Raw genomic sequence first — 18,651 nt, forward strand, 5'->3', positions numbered from 1 at the left:
TCATTAATACATGGATGCCAGAACGCAACGAATCACACCATAATCATAAGCTTCATCCAGGGCCTGATAAATCGCTTTCAGGCTCTGAGATTCATCTCCTAATGAATCAATCGTCAGCATGATCGTGTTCAGCTCAGCATCTTCCAGGTCCAGTACGTCTTTTACATCCAGTAACCCGGCATTAATGCCTTCAGCCAGATGGCTATAAACTGTACTGAGTTTTAAATCTCGCTGTTTCGCAATGCTGTCTATCTCATGTCCTTTTTCCAGTAATAACAACGTGTCATTAATCGTGTCACTCAAGCCGTTATTCAGTAACTCAGACAAAGGATGTTGTTGAATGACCTCTAAAAACGCATGGCCGTAATGGTTGAGTTTTTGTTCGCCCACGCCGGAAATACGTTGCATAGCCGCCATATCTGCAGGTCGGTAACGACACATCTCTAACAATGTCGCATCATGGAAAATAACGTAAGGCGGCACCCCATGTTGTTTGGCAATATCCGAGCGTAATTGACGCAATGCTTCCCAAAGTCGTTGATCTTGAGGGCGAACAGCTGTTTGTTTTTTGCCGGTTTTAGCTGTTGATTTTTTAGGCGACTGTTTTCTTAAATATAATGTTTGCTCGCCGCGGAGGACTGGTCGACATTTTTCTGTCAGCCGTAATGCGCCATAACGCTGAATATCAATATCGAGATAACCCGTGGCGATTAACTGACGGAAAATACCGCGCCATTGAGTGGCGTTCAGTTCAGAGCCGATGCCGTAGGTACTTAACTTGTCATGCTGGTTTTGTTTAATACGTTCATCGTCACTACCAAGTAACACATCGATTAAATAATTCACCCCGAATCGTTGTTCGGTACGATAAACACAAGACAAGGCCTTTTGCGCCATTTCTGTCGCATCAAAGCTTTCAGGAGGTGTTTGGCAATTATCACATTGCCCACATTTTTCAGGTGCTTCCTCATCAAAATAGGCCAAGATGGCCTGACGCCGACAGGTGATGAGTTCACATAAACCGAGCATGGCATCCAATTTATGTTGTTCAACCCGTTTGATCATATCCGGCGCATTGGAGTCCTGCATAAACTGCCTCAGCGTAATGACATCCTGCAGGCCATAAGCCATCCAGGCATTAGCCGGTAAACCATCACGGCCAGCACGGCCGGTTTCCTGATAATAGGCCTCAATATTTTTCGGTAAGTTCAGGTGAGCGACAAAACGCACATCCGGTTTATCAATGCCCATGCCAAAGGCGATGGTAGCGACAATAATCACCGCTTCTTCACGTAAAAACCGTTGTTGGTGTTTTGCTCTTACCTCGTTGGATAAGCCTGCATGATAGGGCAACGCAACCCGACCTTGTTCCTGAAGCCATTCAGCAATGGCCTCGACTTTCTTTCGCGACAGACAATAAACAATGCCGGCATCATTGGCGTGGTGTTCCTCGATAAACTGCCACAGCTGTTGTTTGGCATGGCTTGCCTCGGTAATCGCATAAAAAATATTGTGTCGGTCAAAACTATTCAGATAAACATTGGCTTGCTGTAGATTGAGTTGTTCAATGATTTCCTGACGTGTGCGTTTATCGGCCGTGGCTGTCAGAGCAATACGAGGCACATTAGGAAAGCGTTCATGTAGTTGTCGAAGCCGTTGATACTCTGGTCGAAAGTCATGGCCCCACTGCGATACACAATGCGCTTCATCTATTGCAAATAAGGAAATGGTTACACGACTCAATAGCGATATGGTGCGCTCATTCAGTAAACGCTCTGGGGCGATATACAATACATCAATCAACCCGTCTTCAAGTTGTTGCTCAACGCTATAGGCTTCTGAGGCTGACAAACTTGAGTTAAGAAAGGCCGCTTTCACACCCAACTCGTTTAATGCCACCACCTGATCCTGCATTAAAGCAATCAACGGTGAAACCACAATGCCGGTGCCTGGTCGTATCAGTGCCGGAATCTGATAACAAAGTGATTTACCGCCGCCAGTTGGCATCAATACCAGGGCATCACCACCCTGGATAACATGCTCAACGATATCGTGTTGATTATGTCGAAAGCCATTGTAACCAAAAATGTTCTGTAGCACGTCCAGTGCGGGTTGTCCTTGAGTCTGCATAAATAAATTCAGTGGTTAAAGCAAAGGGGCATTATGGCAAATATGCCCTGACTCTAACATCAGAGATGAACGGTAAATTCGGTTTATCACTGAAAGACAGGCAAAATAGATAAGGCGAAATCCCCATCTCATCCCAAATGTTTATTGTTTGGGCAAAACTTAAATTTTAGGAATTCAAATGAAAGACATTACCGTGGACAGTAATCCCAGCGAAGCACAATTAAAGAAAATGGGGGTTGAACATTGGCCAACATGGGAAAAAGAAGTATCCGTATTTCCCTGGTCATTTGTGACCACTGAAGTGGCATACATTGTAGAAGGGGAGTGTGTGATGACGCCAAATGATGGTGGCCCTGCGACCATATTTAAAGCGGGTGACTTAGTTGTCTTCCCTAACGGTTATAAAGGCACATGGGAAGTGAAAAAAGCACTAAAAAAACGCTTTAAACATAAAGATGGTAACTTCGTGAAATGTGCGTTTAGCCGTTATAAAATTCTGAAAAATCGTATCAAGGCAGCTCTTTAATTATATCAATAGTGCTTGGGTTGAAGGTTGAAGCTCAATGATCATAACTAAGTTCATTTCGGGTTTCTTCCTCAATCCAAACTATGGATCGTTTTATTTTTAAAACTCATCATTTAACGCTAAGTCTAACTGTGGTTGATGAGTCTGTACTACCGGCACATCAAACCCACTCATACTTAATCCCACCAATCTCAGAGGTTTGATTCCAGCTTCTGTTTTTTCAAGCAATAGCGGAATGATCTGTTTTAAGTCTGTTAGTTGAATAATGTGCTCGGTGCTGTGGGCACGGGTGACTTGTTGAAAGTCAGCATATTTCACTTTGACGGTGATGGTGCGCGCTTTCAGGTTTTGTTTAACCAGGCTTTCAAAAACGCGTTCAGCCAGATCAAGCAGTTTGGCGGTTAATTCCGGGATAGAGTGAATATCTTCAGCAAAGGTGGTTTCTTTGCCCAGTGATTTACGAATGCGTTGACTGCGAACCGGGCGTTCGTCGATAGCTCGGGCAATGTTGTAGTAATACTGACCCGCTTTGCCGAAACGCTCAGTCAGTTCTGTTAATGATTTCTCACGTAGGTCCTTGCCAGTATGGATGCCGAGATTATGCATTTTGGTTTCCGTGGCGGGACCAATGCCATGAAACTTACCCACTGGAAGAGCGGCGACAAAGGCTTCGCCTTGTTCGGGTCTGATGACATAGAGCCCATTGGGTTTGTCCATATCAGAGGCAATTTTGGCGAGGAATTTATTATAGGAAACACCCGCCGAGGCGGTGAGTCGGGTTTCCTGCAAAATCTCACGTTTAATGGCCTGGGCAATCAAGGTGGCCGAACCATTAAAAGCCTCGGTGTAGGTGACATCTAAATACGCTTCATCAAGAGATAACGGCTCAACTTCAGTGGCATAACGCCAGAAAATGTCACGGATTTGATTGGAGACTTCACGGTAAGCATCAAAGCGTGGCGGCACAAATAAGGCATGTGAGCATAAACGATAGGCGCGCGAGCAGGGCATAGCCGAGTGAATGCCGTACTTTCTGGCTTCATAGCTACAGGCCGCGACCACGCCCCGGCTGTTAGGCTGGCCGCCGACGATCAGCGGTTTTCCTTTATATTCGGGATGATCACGTTGTTCAACAGAAGCAAAAAAAGCATCCATATCGACGTGAATTATTTTGCGTTGTTTAGCCATGAGGTAGCAAGAATATCAGAAGTGTGTTCTCTTAATTTTCTCATTATCGTTGACTGCATGATGAACAGCAATATTTTCTAGTCGTCTGTATCGCTATGAACAAAAGTGGAACCAGATATACTTCAATGTTACTTTAGCTGATTCAACGCGATCTGAGACCGATTTTGATAGCACGACTACGTTCATGGCAGGAGAGTTTACAAGCATTTATGCACCCGCGGGTGTTGACGATGCTTGTCTTTGGCATCATGGCGGGCCTGCCGTTATTACTGATTTTTTCCACCTTGAGTCTATGGCTTGGCGAAGTCGGCATCGCTAAAAGTGAAATCACTTATTTCAGTTGGGCGGCGCTGGGGTACTCATTCAAATTCGTTTGGGCACCATTAGTCGACGTGATGCCTTTACCCTTATTAACCCGTTGGCTAGGACGTCGGCGTGCCTGGTTATTATTGGCGCAGTGCATGGTGATGGGCTCCATTATTTTTATGGCGATGGTGGACCCTGCTCAAAACTCCCTGGTATGGATGGGCGTCGCCGCTGTGTGTCTGGGGTTTTCGTCGGCCACACAGGATATCGTGACCGATGCTTACCGTATTGAGTCAGCCAATGCTGAACTGCAAGCGATGATGTCTGCGAGTTACATCGCCGGATATCGCATTGGCATGCTGTTGGCAGGTGGCGGCGCCTTATTTCTGGCCAGTTATTTTGGCACCAGCATAGAGCATTATAATTTTGAGGCCTGGCAGTTAACCTATTGGGCAATGGCCAGTTTATTTTTAGTTGGCATTTTGACCACATTAATCATTGATGAACCCAAGCAACAACAAGCATCAGCTTTGATCAATCGTCGCCATCATGTGCGATTTTTTATTACCTTTTTGCTGGCGGTGAGTGCATTTATTTGTAGCTTTGCTTTGACAGCAGACTTAACCGCGCTGGCGAAACAAAAACTGGCTTTACTTCTGAGTAATGCGCAACTGGTGTCTGTTTTTATCGAGTTAATCAGATTGGTATTTGCCGGGGTTGCTGCTGCGCTGGTGGCGCTGTTGATGACACAAATAAAGTTTATCGATAAACAAAGTGTGACTCACAGCTACATCGCGCCTATTCAGGATTTCTTTACACGCTATGGCTGGTCTTTGGCTTGGTTATTATTAGCCTTGGTGGGTCTGTACCGAATCTCAGATATTGTCCTGGGCGTAGTGGCTAATCCGCTTTATCAAAGCCTTGGCTTTACCAAAAATGAAATTGCCACCGTGGTGAAAACCTTTGGTGTGTTTATGACCATTTTCGGCGCCTTTTATGGTGGGGTTCTGGTGTTACGTTATGGCGTGATGCCAATATTGATGCTGGGGGCGGTGTTATCTGCCATTACCAATTTGTTGTTTATGCTGCTGGTGCAAAGCGGTCATGATATTACGATGCTGTATGTGGTGATTACCGCCGATAATTTATCTGGTGGCCTGGCTAATGCCGCCTTTATTGCCTTTTTGTCCAGTTTAACCAATATCTCTTTTACTGCTGTGCAGTATGCCATTTTCAGCTCATTGATGACCTTAATCCCCAAAGTGCTAGGCGGTTACTCTGGTTCTATGGTGGAGTCTATTGGGTTTGAAAATTTCTTTTTGATGACGGCACTTATGGGGCTACCTGTGTTATTACTGATTGCACTGGCCCGTAAACGATTTAATCTCACCCATCCTCAATAACTATCCTTAAATAATTCTCAAGGATAGTGACATATTGCTTGGGTGGCTAATTCATTCAGGCCAAGGACACTGATGACTGGTCATGGAAAAGTGCAATCACCAGCTATCTGTGCCCCTGCTTCTGAAGTGGTTTATGTAACATTATTTGTCATTATCGGGTAAAAGTTAGCCCACCAATTTATAACAAGGTTGATACATCCCTTCTCCCTGGCCTAGCTTCATTCGTTGCTGTTTGACAAAAATATGGAGCAGATTATCAATGGCTTGCATGATGTCAGGATCACCCTTCAACAGATAAGGCCCATGCTTCGCCACTTCTTTAATACCAAAACTTTTCACATTGCCGGCTACAATGCCTGAAAATGCTGAGCGGATCTGGCTGGCAAGCAGATGTTTGGGCAATGATGGATCTAAATTCAAAGCGGCCATATTTTCATGAGTAGGAATAAATGGCTGCTGCAGCATAGGGTCGATATGTAACTGCCAGTTGTAGTAATAGGCTTCTTCAGTTTCTCTGCGATTTTCATGGACTTCGGTCATCGCCTGTTTGACTTTATAGCCAACGGTTTCTGGCTCACCAATCACGATTTCATATAAGTCACTAATTTCTTCACCCAGACACTGTTTGAGGAAGGCGTCCAGCGTGTTGAAGTAGTCCCGACAGGATTCTGGCCCAGCAAAAATTAATGGAATGCCATATTTATTTTCCGGATGCAGCAGGATACTGAGTAAATAGAAGATTTCTTCGACGGTACCGACACCACCTGGGAATACCACGATAACGTGACCCAGACGCACAAAGGCTTCCAGGCGTTTTTCGATGTCGGGCATGATAACCAGCTCATTGACGATGGCATTGGGCGATTCTGAAGCAATGATGCCTGGTTCGCTAATGCCGATATAACGACCATGGGTGATTTGCTGTTTAGCATGACCCACTGCAGCCCCTTTCATAGGGCCTTTCATCGCACCAATACCGCAGCCGGTGATGATATCCAGTCCTCTCAAACCAAACTCATATCCGACATGTTTGGCATAGTCATATTCTTCACGTGGAATAGAGTGACCACCCCAGCACACTACCAGATTAGGTGACACATTCGGTCTGACCATATTGGCATTACGCAAAATGCGAAACACTTTATCGGTGATTTTTGCCGAGCTATTGGTTTCTTCTGCCAGAATTTTAAAGTCAGTGTAGACAATATCGCGCAATACCGAAGATAAATGCTCCTGAATACCGCGAATCAGGGTGCCGTCCACAAAGGACTGAGCGGGTGCATTAAAGATTTCCAGCATCACACCTCGCGGTTGTGATTTCAGGCGGATATCAAAGTCCCCATAGAGCTGCTGAATTTCTTCAGCATCATCTTCATGGCTGTCAGTATTCAGAATGGCCAGAGCACATTCACGAAACAGTTGATGCAGCTCAGCGCTGGGTGAGCTGAGTTTGATGATTTCTTCCTGTGATAACAGGTTAAGACTACGAATCGGACGAACAGTCGTATAAGGGATTTTTTTCATTCACACGCCTTCTTTGGTGGTTACTAATTGATGCTCCCACTCTTGTTAATAACAATCAATGGTTTTCAGATAATTTTTGCTCAGCGGCACTACAAATGCATGGAAGCTAACCTGATTGAGGGCTCTTCCAGGCTGGCCGTGACCGTAAACCCTAAACTCTCTACCAGCCGCTGCATGGGTTGATTACTGGTCAGGATTTCGCCTTCCATCAGGCTGAAACCTTGCTGGCGAGCACTGGAAATTAACGCATTCATCAGTCGTGTGCCAATCCCTTTATGCTGCCACTCATCGGCGACGACCAAAGCAAATTCACAGCTGCTGCCATCCGGGTTCATGCTGTAACGGGCGACACCGACTTCAATTTCTTCCTCTTCTTCCATGGTCACCGCCATCAGAGCCAGTTCGCGACTGTAATCAAGCTGAGTAAAGCGTATCAACATATCCTGCGATAATTCGTTGAGTTCCTGCATAAAGCGAAAGTAGCGAGATTCGGTAGAAAGCTTTCGGAAAAAGACTTGTTCTATCAGTGCATCTTCAGGTCGTATTGGTCGGATAATAATATCCGTGCCATCGGCTAACTGTTCTTGTCTGGTCAAATGGGTAGGGTAGGGGTGAATGGCCATATGATCATAACGATTAATCTTTTTGACATGATTTGCCACCATAATTCTGACATCTAATGCCAACACGCCACGCTCGTCGACAACCAGCGGATTGATATCCAGCGATTCAATTTCTGGTAATTCACAGACCATTTCAGATACACGCAATAACACTTGTATTAAGGCATCACGGTTTACCGCAGGCATATCACGGAATTCACCGAGCATTGCTGCGATTTTGGTTTGATTAATCAGCTTATCCGCCAGGAAGGTGTTTAACGGTGGCAGGGCGATAGCGGTATCCTGAAGCACTTCCACTTTTACACCACCGGCACCAAACACAATGGTGGTGCCAAACACCGGATCACGATTGGCGCCGACCAGACATTCTCTGCCAAAGGGATCGGTATACATCGGTTCGATACTGACGCTGAACGATTTTATATCTGGCACTTTTTTACGCACAGCTTCCAACAGTTCTTTGTAAACCAGTCTGACCGCCGCTGCATTATTGATATTTAAGCGTACCCCGCCGACATCCGTTTTATGCTGGATATGGCGATCATTGATTTTCATCGCTACCGGATAACCAAAACTTTCTGCGGCGACTAAAGCTTCATTGGCACTATGACATTGAATGCTCAAGCTCACCGGGATATCAAAGGCATGCAACATGGCTCGGGATTCGGCAGTTGTTAGCGCTTGTCTATTTTCAGCCAAGACACTTTCAATAATCAGTCGGGCGCCTTCAATATCCGGTTCACTATGTGATGATAAAGGGCCGGGAACCTGCATCAGCAGCTGCTGATTTTCATAAAAACGGGCCAGGCAGGCGAAGGCTTCCACTGACGATTCCGGATCAGAAAAACACGGCACATGATGACGAGCAAACAAACGATCTGCACTGGCGATAAGTTGTTGTCCCATCCAGCAAGCCAGAACAGGTTTAGAACTGGTCTGCTGTGCATCTATGACAGCCTGCGCACAAGCATCGGGGTCAGTCATGGCTTGGGGCGATAACATGACTAACACGCCATCAATGCCTTCATCCTGCAAACAGGCATTGACCGCTGCTTTATAACGTTCTGGTGCGGCATCACCCAGCACATCGATAGGATTACTACGTGACCAGTGGGCTGGTAATACCTTATCCAGACTGGCAATGGTGTCATCTGACAGACTGGCTAATTCAATACCTAAATCAATGGCCCGATCAGTGGCCATGACGCCAAGACCACCACCGTTAGTAACAATCGCTAAACGTCTGCCATGAACACGGCATTGTGTGGCTAATAATTCAGCCGCAGCAAAAAGCTGCTGGATGGTATCGGCTCTGACCACACCTGCTCGCTGAATTGCGGCATTAAAGACGTCATCTCCCCCCATCATCGCACCTGTATGCGTTAAAGCGGCTTGTGATCCAGCTTGATGACGACCCGCCTTGATCACGACCACAGGTTTCATACGAGAAGCGATACGTAAACCGCTCATAAAACGGCGTGCATCACGTATGCCTTCGACATACAGCAGAATGCTTTGGGTCTTGTGGTCCTGAGCCAGGAAATCGAGCAGATCGCCAAAGTCGATATCGGCGGCATTGCCCAGAGAGATAATGGCGGAGAAGCCCACTTCATTGGCTGCGGCCCAATCCAAAATGGCTGTACATAAAGCACCAGATTGTGAAATTAAGGCTAATTGCCCCGGCGCAGCGGTGTTTTTGCTGAACGTGGCATTCAGGCCAATACTAGGCCGGATAAGACCCAGACAATTCGGGCCTAGAATATGAATATTGTATTGCTTTGCGGCTTTCACCACCGCATGTTCCAGTTTCAGTCCTTGTCCCTGTCCTTCACTAAAACCGGCTGAAATAATGATGGCCGCTTTCACACCTGCGTGACCACATTGATGAATAATGGCTTCTATGGTGGTGGCCGGTGTGGCGATAACAGCCAAATCGATAGATTCATTAATCGCTTCCAGATTCGGGTAGCAAATATGATCATTGATACGATCATATTTTGGATTTACTGCAAAGACTGGTCCGGAAAAATCGGTATCCACCAAATTATCAAATACGCGTCTGCCCACCGCATCCGTCGTCTGACTGGCACCAAATACCGCGATTGAACGGGGTGAAAACAGGCGGTCTAAAAAATGTGTGGTCATATCACTGGTCCATTTTCCTGATACGATTAGCTTACAAAAACTTTATTACGGTTGTTTAAGGTGTCGTTATGACTATCGCGTTTATTTCTCATGCTGACTGTGCCCTGCACGAAACGACATCATATCACCCGGACACGGCAGAAAGACTTGCTGCCATTCACGATCGTCTTATCGCCAGCGGCCTGGAAATGGTTATGCATTTTTATGACGCGCCGATGGTCACCTTACAGCAATTATTTCGTGTTCATGATGCTGATTATGTCAGTGATATCTTTCAGAAGTTGCAAGAGAATGAACGTGTTTGGCTGGATGCCGATACATTGATGGTGTCAGCGTCATTAACGGCGGCACAGCGTGGAGCCGGGGCTGTAGTAAAAGCGGTTGATTTAGTGATGAGCCAAGACGCGAATACGGCCTTTTGTTGTGTCAGACCGCCCGGTCATCACGCAGAACATAACAAGGCGATGGGCTTTTGTATATTCAATAACGTCGCTGTAGGTGTCGCTCATGCGATAGCTGAATATGGATTGCAGCGAGTGGCCATTATCGACTTTGATGCACACCATGGTAATGGCACAGAAGATATTTTTAGAGGCAATCAGCAGATACTGTTATGCAGTAGTTTTCAGCATCCTTTTTATCCTGATACCGGTGAACCGGGTAAACACGACAATATGATCAATATTGGTCTGCCTGCTGGCACCAGTGGTGAGCAATTTCGCCAACTTATTGAAGAACAATGGCTACCAGAGCTGGAAGCATTTCAACCAGAAATGATTTTTATCTCAGCTGGATTCGATGGGCATCGGGAAGACGATATGTCGGATCTGGATTTAGTGGAAGATGATTTTGCCTGGGTGACAAGTGAAGTGAAAAAAATAGCGGATAAATTTGCCCAGGGCCGGATAGTTTCAACGCTTGAAGGCGGTTATGTCATGTCAGCATTAGGCCGCAGTGTGGCCAGTCATATTGATGCTTTGTTATGAGTGCTATCTGACTTTAAGATAATAAAAAAGCCCTGTAAAACAGAGCTTTTTTGTGATCTTTCAGAGATTCCTAGAACGGAATATCATCATCGTAATAATCATCGCCGCCCCCACCATAATCAGGGCCTGCAGATGATGAGGCAGGTTGTGGTGCATTGTAACCGCCAGATTGTTGTTGTGGACGTTGGTCAAACGAGGTATCACCACCACTGTAATTACTGCCACCGCCCTGGTTGGCACCACCGCCGGCACCACGACTGTCCAGCATGGTCATTTCATTACCCACGATTTCCGTCGTGTATTGGTCTTGTCCCTGCTGATTTTGCCATTTACGCGTTTGAATCCGACCTTCGATATAAACCTGTGAGCCTTTGTGCAGATATTGCTGAGCAATCTCCCCCAGTTTGTTTCGTAAGACGACTCGGTGCCATTCGGTGCGTTCCTGACGTTCACCGGTTTGTCTGTCTTTCCAGCTTTCTGATGTGGCAATTCGTAAATTACAAATTGAACCACCGTTTGGAAAGGCGCGGCTTTCAGGCTCTGCGCCGAGTCGTCCGACCAGAATGACCTTATTTACTGACATGGCTTGTTCCTTGGTTTAATGGGGACCGTCAAATCTGTGCTGATGTTGCTGCTGAACATCAGTCAAATGACTGTCTCAGTGTTAAAAAAATAGTTAAAAGCGTTTCTACCATCAACCACACTATTGCAGGCAGAAAAAGGATTGCTAATGAGCAGGGATAATATCATCTCAGTCACACATTCCCAATATCAAAATAGAAGGTCCAGTGTGATGCGTTGTCTTAGGTGGGGTGTTTGGAAGAGATAAGGATAATCTGCTTTAGCGCTTGAGTACTTCTTCAACTTCAGCTTGACACTGTAGCAATGCTGAAGTCACTTCTGTCATGTTTTTGTTGAAACGAATTACGGGTAATGCGACTGCAATAGCATAACGCTCTGCAAGCGAGGATTGAATGCTGACACCTACAGCGCAAACACCTTCAGCATGTTCTTCAATATCAACTGCCCAGCCATTTTTACGAATCAAATCCAGGTCACGAAAGAGCGTGTCATAGGATACGTGGCTGGACTCTGTGCGCTGTATCCATTTGTCACCAATGACGGTTTTGACTTCTTCATTACTGAGCGTTGCCAGTATCGCTTTGCCATGAGCCGATGTGTAAACAGGGAAGGCTGTCCCCACCGGGGACATGACGCGAAGTTCCTGATCACTGGCTATTTGATCGATGGATAAGGAGTATTGCCCCCGAAACACGCAGACATCTACGGTTTCTCTTGTTCGTCTGGCCAATGTATCGATGTGGGGTTTGGCGACGCTGATGAAGTCAGTGTGCGCAGTATGCGTCATCTGTAATAAGGCCGCACCAAGTTGTATACCCTGACGAGTGTGAATTACCAAAGACGCTTGTTCTAAAGATGACACCAAACGATGAACAGTAGATCGTGGTAACTCAACGCGTTTGGCTAATGCTGTGATGCTGATTCCTTGTGGATAGTGTTGTAATGCTTTGAGTATCGTGGCGGCACGCGAAATAACCTGACTATGATTGTGTTTGCTTTGATCGACCATGATTTTATCCATTTATTGACACAGGGAGTCTAACATATGACTATCACCGATATATGAAATAAAGTGACCGTATAGTGGATAAAAACTCAAGACAAGCAAACCGGTTAACCGATATCACATTACTCGCAGTATCCTCGCTTACCATCATGGTGGGATGTATTCTGCTGCCAGGCTTACCGTTGATTGCTACTCAGCTCGGAATTTCTTCTGATCCTGGCTGGTTGATTACCATGCCATCGCTAGGGGTGATCCTGTTTGGCCCAGCTGCAGGAAAATTGATGCAAAAAGTCGGGGCTTACAACGCGCTTTGTGTCGGTTTGGCTCTCTATGGGCTAATCGGTATGGCAGGTTTTTTGTTCAAAGATTCCTTATTCATTCATGTTGACCGCCTATTACTCGGCGCTGCCACTGCGGTGGTTATGGCATCTGGTACCGCATTAATTGCCCACTTTTATCAAGGGCAAGAAAGGTTACAGATGATCGCAAAACAAGGCATGTCGATAGAGGTAGGTGGTGTCATCTTTCTTGCTTTAGCCGGACTGTTAACCGCACAGGCATGGTTCTGGCCATTTTATCTTTACGCTATTGCCTGGCTCATCTTAGTCATGGTGGTGTTGTATGTGCCAGCGATGACAGGTCTTGAGAAAACACAAACAGATACTGCCGAAGTAAGAGTGAGCCGAGAGCAACGTTGGGTGTTAGCACTGGCTTTGATATCCATGCTGATCTTTTTCATCACCACCATTACCCTGCCTGTACAACTGCATCAATCGGGTGTCAGTGAGACTACAGCAGGATTTTATCTGGCTTTTATTTCATTTATGGCCGTGATAGGCGCTTTTTTTATGCCAAAGGTAGTTGAACGTTTGCAGGAAGTCGACGCTGATTGCTGCTTATAGTCTATACGGTATTGCCCAGATATTGTTTGCCTTCACCAATTCTTGGTTCACTCTTATTCTAGCGGCGATTGCTATGGGGATGGGATTTGGTTTATCAATACCGTTGGTAAATCACATCACTATAGAATTGAGTGATTCCAGCATTAGGAATACACAATTAGCCTATTTATCCATGGCGATATTTTCAGGTCAGTTTCTGTCATCAGTGTTGGCAGAAATGATTGACGACCACTTGGCGTTGTATTTTTGTACAACTTTTCTAGCATTTATCACCGCCATCACATTAATAGCAATGAGAGGGCTGCGATTTCGAGCCTGATTTTTGCACTCCTTAATGCCGTGAAGCAAAGGCTTCCAGTTCTTCCATATTAATTTCATCGGGCGAATATTTGACGTAAGCCACTTGCTCTTCCGGCACCATGACAGCTTCTTTTACACCGTAGATGGCTGTTAATTGTTGAATGAAGTCAGTGGAATTATTCATGGTCGCCTCACTCAGATGAATGATCTTACTGCTGTAATGTTTCGGTGCCTGCATAGGGAAAACCAGTAACAACCAAATGACGACCAGTACGACACTGGCGACAAAAATCCCTTCCAGACCGAAGATGCCATAAAGCGTACCGCCCATAGCGCCACCAATAAATGCACCTACAAATTGGGCACTGGAGTAAACCCCCATCGCTGTCCCTTTATTTTCCAACGGACTGAGCTTTGACATCATCGATGGCAGGCTGGCCTCGAGAATATTGAACGCAGAAAAAAACAACCAAAGACAGATTAGGATCGCGGTTAATGAGTGAGCAAAAAATGCCCAACCCAGCTCAGCCAGGCCTATCACGGCAATGGCACCGATGAAAACGGGTTTCATTTTGCGTTTTTTTTCAGCGATGATGATAAATGGCACCATTGTGAAAAAAGCTAAAAGCAGCACTGGCATATAAGCCATAGCATGCTGGCTTTTATCCAGTCCAGCCACATCCTGTAAAGCATGAGGTAAAGCGAAAAAGCTGGTGGTAAGCAGTAAATGCAGCAACATAATGCTCAGCACTAAACGCATGATTTGTTTGTTGCCAAACACTTTGCCAAATTGCTTGGGGACAGGTCCAAGATCGGTATGCATCATCAAACGTTTAGGGGTAGGTACCCATAAGTGCAAAATACCGATACCGGCGATGGCGAGCAACGCTGTCGCCCAGAAAATACCTGATAAACCAACCCAATGTTCGAGAATAGGACCGGTTGCCAGTGCGACAGAGAATGATAGACCGATACTAATACCGATACTGGCCATCGCTTTGGTACGCTGTTCATCGCGGGTAAGGTCTGCTGTTAAAGCCATGATTGCGGCGGCGATGGCTCCACTACCCTGCAATAGGCGTCCGACAATAACCATCTCAATAGAGTGTGCCATTGCAGCAATCACACTGCCGGCCGCAAATAAAAGTAAGCCGATAGTGATAACGCGCTTACGGCCAATCTTGTCGGATAACATGCCAAATGGAATTTGCAGTAGCGCCTGAGTCAGTCCGTATGCGCCAATCGCAATACCGATGAGCATGGGGGTACTGCCCGTGTATTGATGTGCCGATATCGAAAAAACCGGCAAGATCATGAATAAGCCCAGCATTCTCAAGGCAAATATCAACGAAAGCCCTGAAATGCTCCGCTTTTCCAGCGAGGTCAATGAGTTTGTTGTAGTTTGTTTTTGCGTCATGGTAGTCGGACAGAGTATATTGATCCGTTTGATTTTACTACGGAATCCTGATGAAAAATATAAGCGTTCCCGGGATGAAAAATATAAGCATTCGTGGGGCTCGTACCCATAATCTTAAAAATATTGACCTGGACCTGCCTAGAGATGCTCTGATTGTTATCACTGGCTTGTCTGGTTCGGGAAAATCCTCGCTTGCCTTCGACACATTATACGCAGAAGGACAGCGTCGATATGTAGAATCCTTGTCAGCATACGCCAGACAGTTCTTATCTATGATGGAAAAGCCGGATGTGGATCATATTGAAGGCCTGTCTCCTGCGATATCAATCGAGCAAAAATCCACGTCGCATAATCCGCGCTCAACGGTGGGTACCATTACCGAGATTTATGACTATTTGAGATTGTTATTTGCTCGTGCTGGCGAGCCAAGATGTCCTACTCATCATCAGCCATTGGCGGCGCAAACGGTCAGTCAAATGGTCGATGCGGTGCTGGAGATGCCTGAAGGTAAACGTTTGATGTTGATTGCGCCGGTGATTCAGGACCGCAAAGGCGAGCACCGTGATGTGCTGGAAGAGCTACGTATTAAAGGCTTCGTTCGTGCGCGAGTAAATGGTCAGGTTATCGAGCTTGATGATCCGCCCGAATTAGAATTGCGCAAAAAACACACGATTGAAGCCGTAGTAGATCGTTTTAAAGTACGCGCGGATATTCAGCAACGTTTGGCAGAATCATTTGAAACCGCGCTGGCTATGGCTGATGGCGTTGCTAAAGTGGTATCAATGGATGATGAATCTGATGAGACTTTGTTCTCAGCACGCTTTGCTTGTCCAGAATGTGGTTATTCGATTTCCGAATTAGAGCCGCGCATGTTCTCGTTTAACAATCCTGCTGGTGCCTGTCCGACCTGTGATGGTTTGGGTGTGAAGCAGTTTATTGATCCTGTGCGTGTGGTGACTCATCCCGAATTAAGTCTGGCGGCAGGAGCGATTCGTGGCTGGGACCGTCGTAATGCTTATTACTACCAACTGATGTTATCGCTGGCGGAACATTATAAATTTGATCTGGAGACACCCTTTCAGGAATTGTCCGATGATGTGCGTGAAGTCATTCTGTATGGTAGCGGCAAAACACAGATCGCCTTCAACTACATGGGGGACCGCGGTAAGACAGTGAGCCGCAAACATCCGTTTGAGGGTGTCATTCCGAATATGCAGCGCCGTTATCATGAAACAGAATCAAACAGCGTTCGTGAAGATCTGGCTAAGTTCCATTCCATTCGGGCTTGTCCAGAGTGTCATGGGGCGAGATTGACGTTGGCTTCGCGTAATGTATTTGTCAATGAAATTACATTACCTGAAGTTACGGCGATGCCGATTGGCGAAGTGAGTACTTTCTTTGAAACACTCACCTTACCGGGTAAACGCGGTGAAATTGCAGAAAAAATTGTCACTGAAATTTCGGCGCGTCTCAGCTTTTTGGTCAATGTCGGCCTTGATTATCTGAATCTGGCACGTAGTGCAGAAACTTTATCTGGTGGTGAAGCTCAGCGAATTCGTTTAGCCAGTCAGATTGGTGCTGGTCTGGTGGGGGTCATGTACATTTTGGATGAACCTTCAATTGGTCTGCATCAGCGCGATAATGACCGTCTGCTGGAAACCTTAACCCGACTACGCGATCTGGGTAATACAGTCATCGTGGTCGAGCATGATGAAGACGCGATCCGCATGGCAGATTTTGTGCTGGATATTGGTCCGGGCGCCGGTGTGCACGGTGGACAAATTGTGGCACAGGGCACGCCTGAAGAAATCATGAAAAGTGAAGAGTCACTGACCGGGCAGTATCTGTCAGGACGCAGAAAAATTGAGGTGCCGGCGAAACGTCAACAACCTCATGCGGGTCGTGTGATTGGTTTAAGAGGTGCCTGTGGCAATAATCTGAAAAATGTGGATATTGATGTGCCGATTGGTCTGATGACCTGTGTTACCGGTGTGTCTGGCTCGGGTAAATCAACGCTGATCAATGAAACCTTATTAAAACTGACCGCCAAAAATTTAAACGGTAACTCTGAAGAACCCGCACCGCATTCTGAAATTATTGGCTTAGAGCAGCTTGATAAAGTGGTGGCGATTAACCAAAGTCCGATTGGCCGTACGCCTCGTTCAAACCCGGCCACTTATACCGGATTATTTACCCCGATTCGTGAGTTATTCGCTGGCACACCAGAGGCACGTTCACGTGGTTATGGTCCTGGTCGCTTTAGTTTTAATGTTAAAGGTGGCCGTTGTGAAGCGTGTCAGGGCGATGGTCTGATTAAAGTGGAGATGCACTTCCTGCCTGATATTTATGTGCCATGTGATGTGTGTAAAGGCGAGCGCTATAACCGCGAAACATTGGATATTCGTTACAAAGGCAAAACGATTACCGAAGTGCTGGATATGACCATCGAAGAAGCCAACGTCTTTTTCGAAAACATCCCGGTCGTCGCCAAAAAGTTACAGACACTGATTGATGTTGGCCTGACATATATCAAACTGGGACAAAATGCGACCACCTTGTCCGGCGGTGAGGCGCAGCGTGTCAAATTAGCCAAAGAGTTATCCAAACGTGATACCGGTAAAACGCTGTATGTATTGGATGAACCAACCACTGGCTTACACTTTTTCGATATTGAACAGCTACTGAAAGTCCTGCATAGCCTGAGAGACCGCGGCAATACCATTGTGGTGATTGAGCATAATCTGGATGTCATCAAAACCGCAGACTGGATTATTGATATGGGACCTGAGGGCGGTGCGCGTGGCGGTGAAGTGCTGGCTGTCGGTACCCCAGAAGAGGTGGCGGAACATCCGTCTTCTTACACCGGTAAATATTTAAAACCCTTACTGAGCTTATGAGTCTAGAACAAGAAATAAAACTTCAGGTCACCCAGGCTGAGTCTCTTCTGTTACATGAAATAGACTGGCTCAAAAAACGTTTGATCCAAGATGTGTATCAGCAGCATTTATTGAGCACCTATTTTGATACGGCTGATAAAGCCTTGATGAAATTTGGTGTGGGTCTGAGATTGCGTCAAATCGGTGAACAGTGGCTGCAAACGGTGAAATGCAGTGGAAAAGCTAGTTCTGGTTTGCATGAACGTCAAGAGTGGGAGCATGAATTAGCGGCTCCGGAATTTGATATTGAGCGTCTGGCTGAAACCGCTATTGCGCCATTACTGGAGCAGGAGCAGATATGGAATGCTATCCAGCCAGTATTCACCACAGAGTTTGAACGTGATGTTTGGTTGTTGAGGTTAGAGGCTGACACCGTGGTTGAACTGGCTTATGACCGGGGCGAAGTCAGAGCGGGTGATAAACAAACGCCGATTCATGAAATCGAGTTGGAATTAAAGCAGGGGCAAATAGACATTTGCCAAAAATTAGCCGATCAGCTCAAGGCCGCTCTCCCGCTTGAATACAGCAATATCAGTAAAGCGGGTCTGGGATATGGCTTGTCGCAAGGTACTGATAAGTAAAGAATTGTTTAGAAATGTTAAGTAACAGACAAAGGCGATCTTGTCTGTTATAGTCGAACCATTGCTTCTATCAAGTTAATGATGATGCAGGGTGAT

At 46.1% G+C, this 18,651-nt stretch carries 14 protein-coding genes; 7 read left to right on the forward strand and 7 right to left on the reverse strand.

From position 1 onward, the window contains the following. Nucleotides 1-3: 3 nt before the first annotated feature. Nucleotides 4-2,130 (reverse strand): DNA helicase RecQ, encoded by a 2,127-nt coding sequence (recQ, locus tag MAMP_RS02780; protein ID WP_007144459.1) that lies wholly within the window; start codon nucleotides 2,128-2,130, stop codon nucleotides 4-6. Between the two features lie 178 nt (nucleotides 2,131-2,308). Here recQ and MAMP_RS02785 point away from each other — a divergent pair, with 178 nt between their 5' ends. Next, complete coding sequence (locus MAMP_RS02785; RefSeq protein WP_007144460.1) at nucleotides 2,309-2,656, forward strand: cupin domain-containing protein; 348 nt, start codon at nucleotides 2,309-2,311, stop codon at nucleotides 2,654-2,656. A gap of 99 nt (nucleotides 2,657-2,755) precedes the next feature. On the opposite strand, the gene dinB is transcribed toward MAMP_RS02785, so the two are convergent. Then, nucleotides 2,756-3,844: a DNA polymerase IV gene (gene dinB / locus MAMP_RS02790; protein ID WP_007144461.1), complete on the reverse strand. Its 1,089-nt coding sequence runs from the start codon at nucleotides 3,842-3,844 to the stop codon at nucleotides 2,756-2,758. A 164-nt stretch (nucleotides 3,845-4,008) separates the two neighbouring features. Between dinB and MAMP_RS02795 the strand changes: the two genes are divergently transcribed. Next, nucleotides 4,009-5,553 (forward strand): AmpG family muropeptide MFS transporter, encoded by a 1,545-nt coding sequence (locus MAMP_RS02795; RefSeq protein ID WP_237701189.1) that lies wholly within the window; start codon nucleotides 4,009-4,011, stop codon nucleotides 5,551-5,553. 165 nt (nucleotides 5,554-5,718) lie between these two features. Here MAMP_RS02795 and ppnN read toward each other — a convergent pair whose 3' ends face one another. Continuing rightward, nucleotides 5,719-7,077 (reverse strand): nucleotide 5'-monophosphate nucleosidase PpnN, encoded by a 1,359-nt coding sequence (gene ppnN / locus MAMP_RS02800; RefSeq protein WP_007144463.1) that lies wholly within the window; start codon nucleotides 7,075-7,077, stop codon nucleotides 5,719-5,721. Nucleotides 7,078-7,166: 89 nt separating this feature from the next. After that, nucleotides 7,167-9,845, reverse strand: a complete 2,679-nt coding sequence (locus tag MAMP_RS02805) for a bifunctional acetate--CoA ligase family protein/GNAT family N-acetyltransferase (protein ID WP_007144464.1) — start codon at nucleotides 9,843-9,845, stop codon at nucleotides 7,167-7,169. Between the two features lie 68 nt (nucleotides 9,846-9,913). Between MAMP_RS02805 and MAMP_RS02810 the strand changes: the two genes are divergently transcribed. Continuing rightward, nucleotides 9,914-10,831, forward strand: coding sequence for a histone deacetylase family protein (locus tag MAMP_RS02810; protein ID WP_007144465.1), 918 nt, complete (start codon nucleotides 9,914-9,916; stop codon nucleotides 10,829-10,831). A gap of 70 nt (nucleotides 10,832-10,901) precedes the next feature. On the opposite strand, the gene MAMP_RS02815 is transcribed toward MAMP_RS02810, so the two are convergent. Both MAMP_RS02815 and MAMP_RS02820 read right to left on the reverse strand, forming a co-directional pair. Next, nucleotides 10,902-11,414: a single-stranded DNA-binding protein gene (locus tag MAMP_RS02815; protein WP_007144466.1), complete on the reverse strand. Its 513-nt coding sequence runs from the start codon at nucleotides 11,412-11,414 to the stop codon at nucleotides 10,902-10,904. Between the two features lie 258 nt (nucleotides 11,415-11,672). Further along, nucleotides 11,673-12,422: an IclR family transcriptional regulator gene (locus MAMP_RS02820; protein WP_007144467.1), complete on the reverse strand. Its 750-nt coding sequence runs from the start codon at nucleotides 12,420-12,422 to the stop codon at nucleotides 11,673-11,675. A gap of 74 nt (nucleotides 12,423-12,496) precedes the next feature. Between MAMP_RS02820 and MAMP_RS02825 the strand changes: the two genes are divergently transcribed. Both MAMP_RS02825 and MAMP_RS16600 read left to right on the forward strand, forming a co-directional pair. Continuing rightward, nucleotides 12,497-13,321, forward strand: coding sequence for an MFS transporter (locus MAMP_RS02825; RefSeq protein ID WP_007144468.1), 825 nt, complete (start codon nucleotides 12,497-12,499; stop codon nucleotides 13,319-13,321). Nucleotides 13,322-13,343: 22 nt separating this feature from the next. Continuing rightward, entirely contained in the window at nucleotides 13,344-13,640 is a 297-nt protein-coding gene (locus MAMP_RS16600) for an MFS transporter (RefSeq protein ID WP_406564504.1), read from the forward strand. A 12-nt stretch (nucleotides 13,641-13,652) separates the two neighbouring features. Here MAMP_RS16600 and MAMP_RS02830 read toward each other — a convergent pair whose 3' ends face one another. Further along, nucleotides 13,653-15,038 carry an MFS transporter gene (locus MAMP_RS02830; protein WP_040576151.1) on the reverse strand — a complete coding sequence of 462 codons (1,386 nt, stop codon included), beginning with the start codon at nucleotides 15,036-15,038 and terminating at the stop codon, nucleotides 13,653-13,655. A gap of 74 nt (nucleotides 15,039-15,112) precedes the next feature. On the opposite strand from MAMP_RS02830, the gene uvrA reads away from it, so the two are divergent. Both uvrA and MAMP_RS02840 read left to right on the forward strand, forming a co-directional pair. Continuing rightward, nucleotides 15,113-17,935 (forward strand): excinuclease ABC subunit UvrA, encoded by a 2,823-nt coding sequence (uvrA, locus tag MAMP_RS02835; RefSeq protein ID WP_040576347.1) that lies wholly within the window; start codon nucleotides 15,113-15,115, stop codon nucleotides 17,933-17,935. Further along, complete coding sequence (locus MAMP_RS02840; protein WP_007144472.1) at nucleotides 17,932-18,555, forward strand: CYTH domain-containing protein; 624 nt, start codon at nucleotides 17,932-17,934, stop codon at nucleotides 18,553-18,555. The genes uvrA and MAMP_RS02840 overlap by 4 nt, the downstream gene beginning before the upstream one ends. Nucleotides 18,556-18,651: the final 96 nt, after the last annotated feature.

This window comes from Methylophaga thalassica MP, from assembly GCF_000214595.1.
Taxonomy (GTDB): domain Bacteria; phylum Pseudomonadota; class Gammaproteobacteria; order Nitrosococcales; family Methylophagaceae; genus Methylophaga; species Methylophaga thalassica.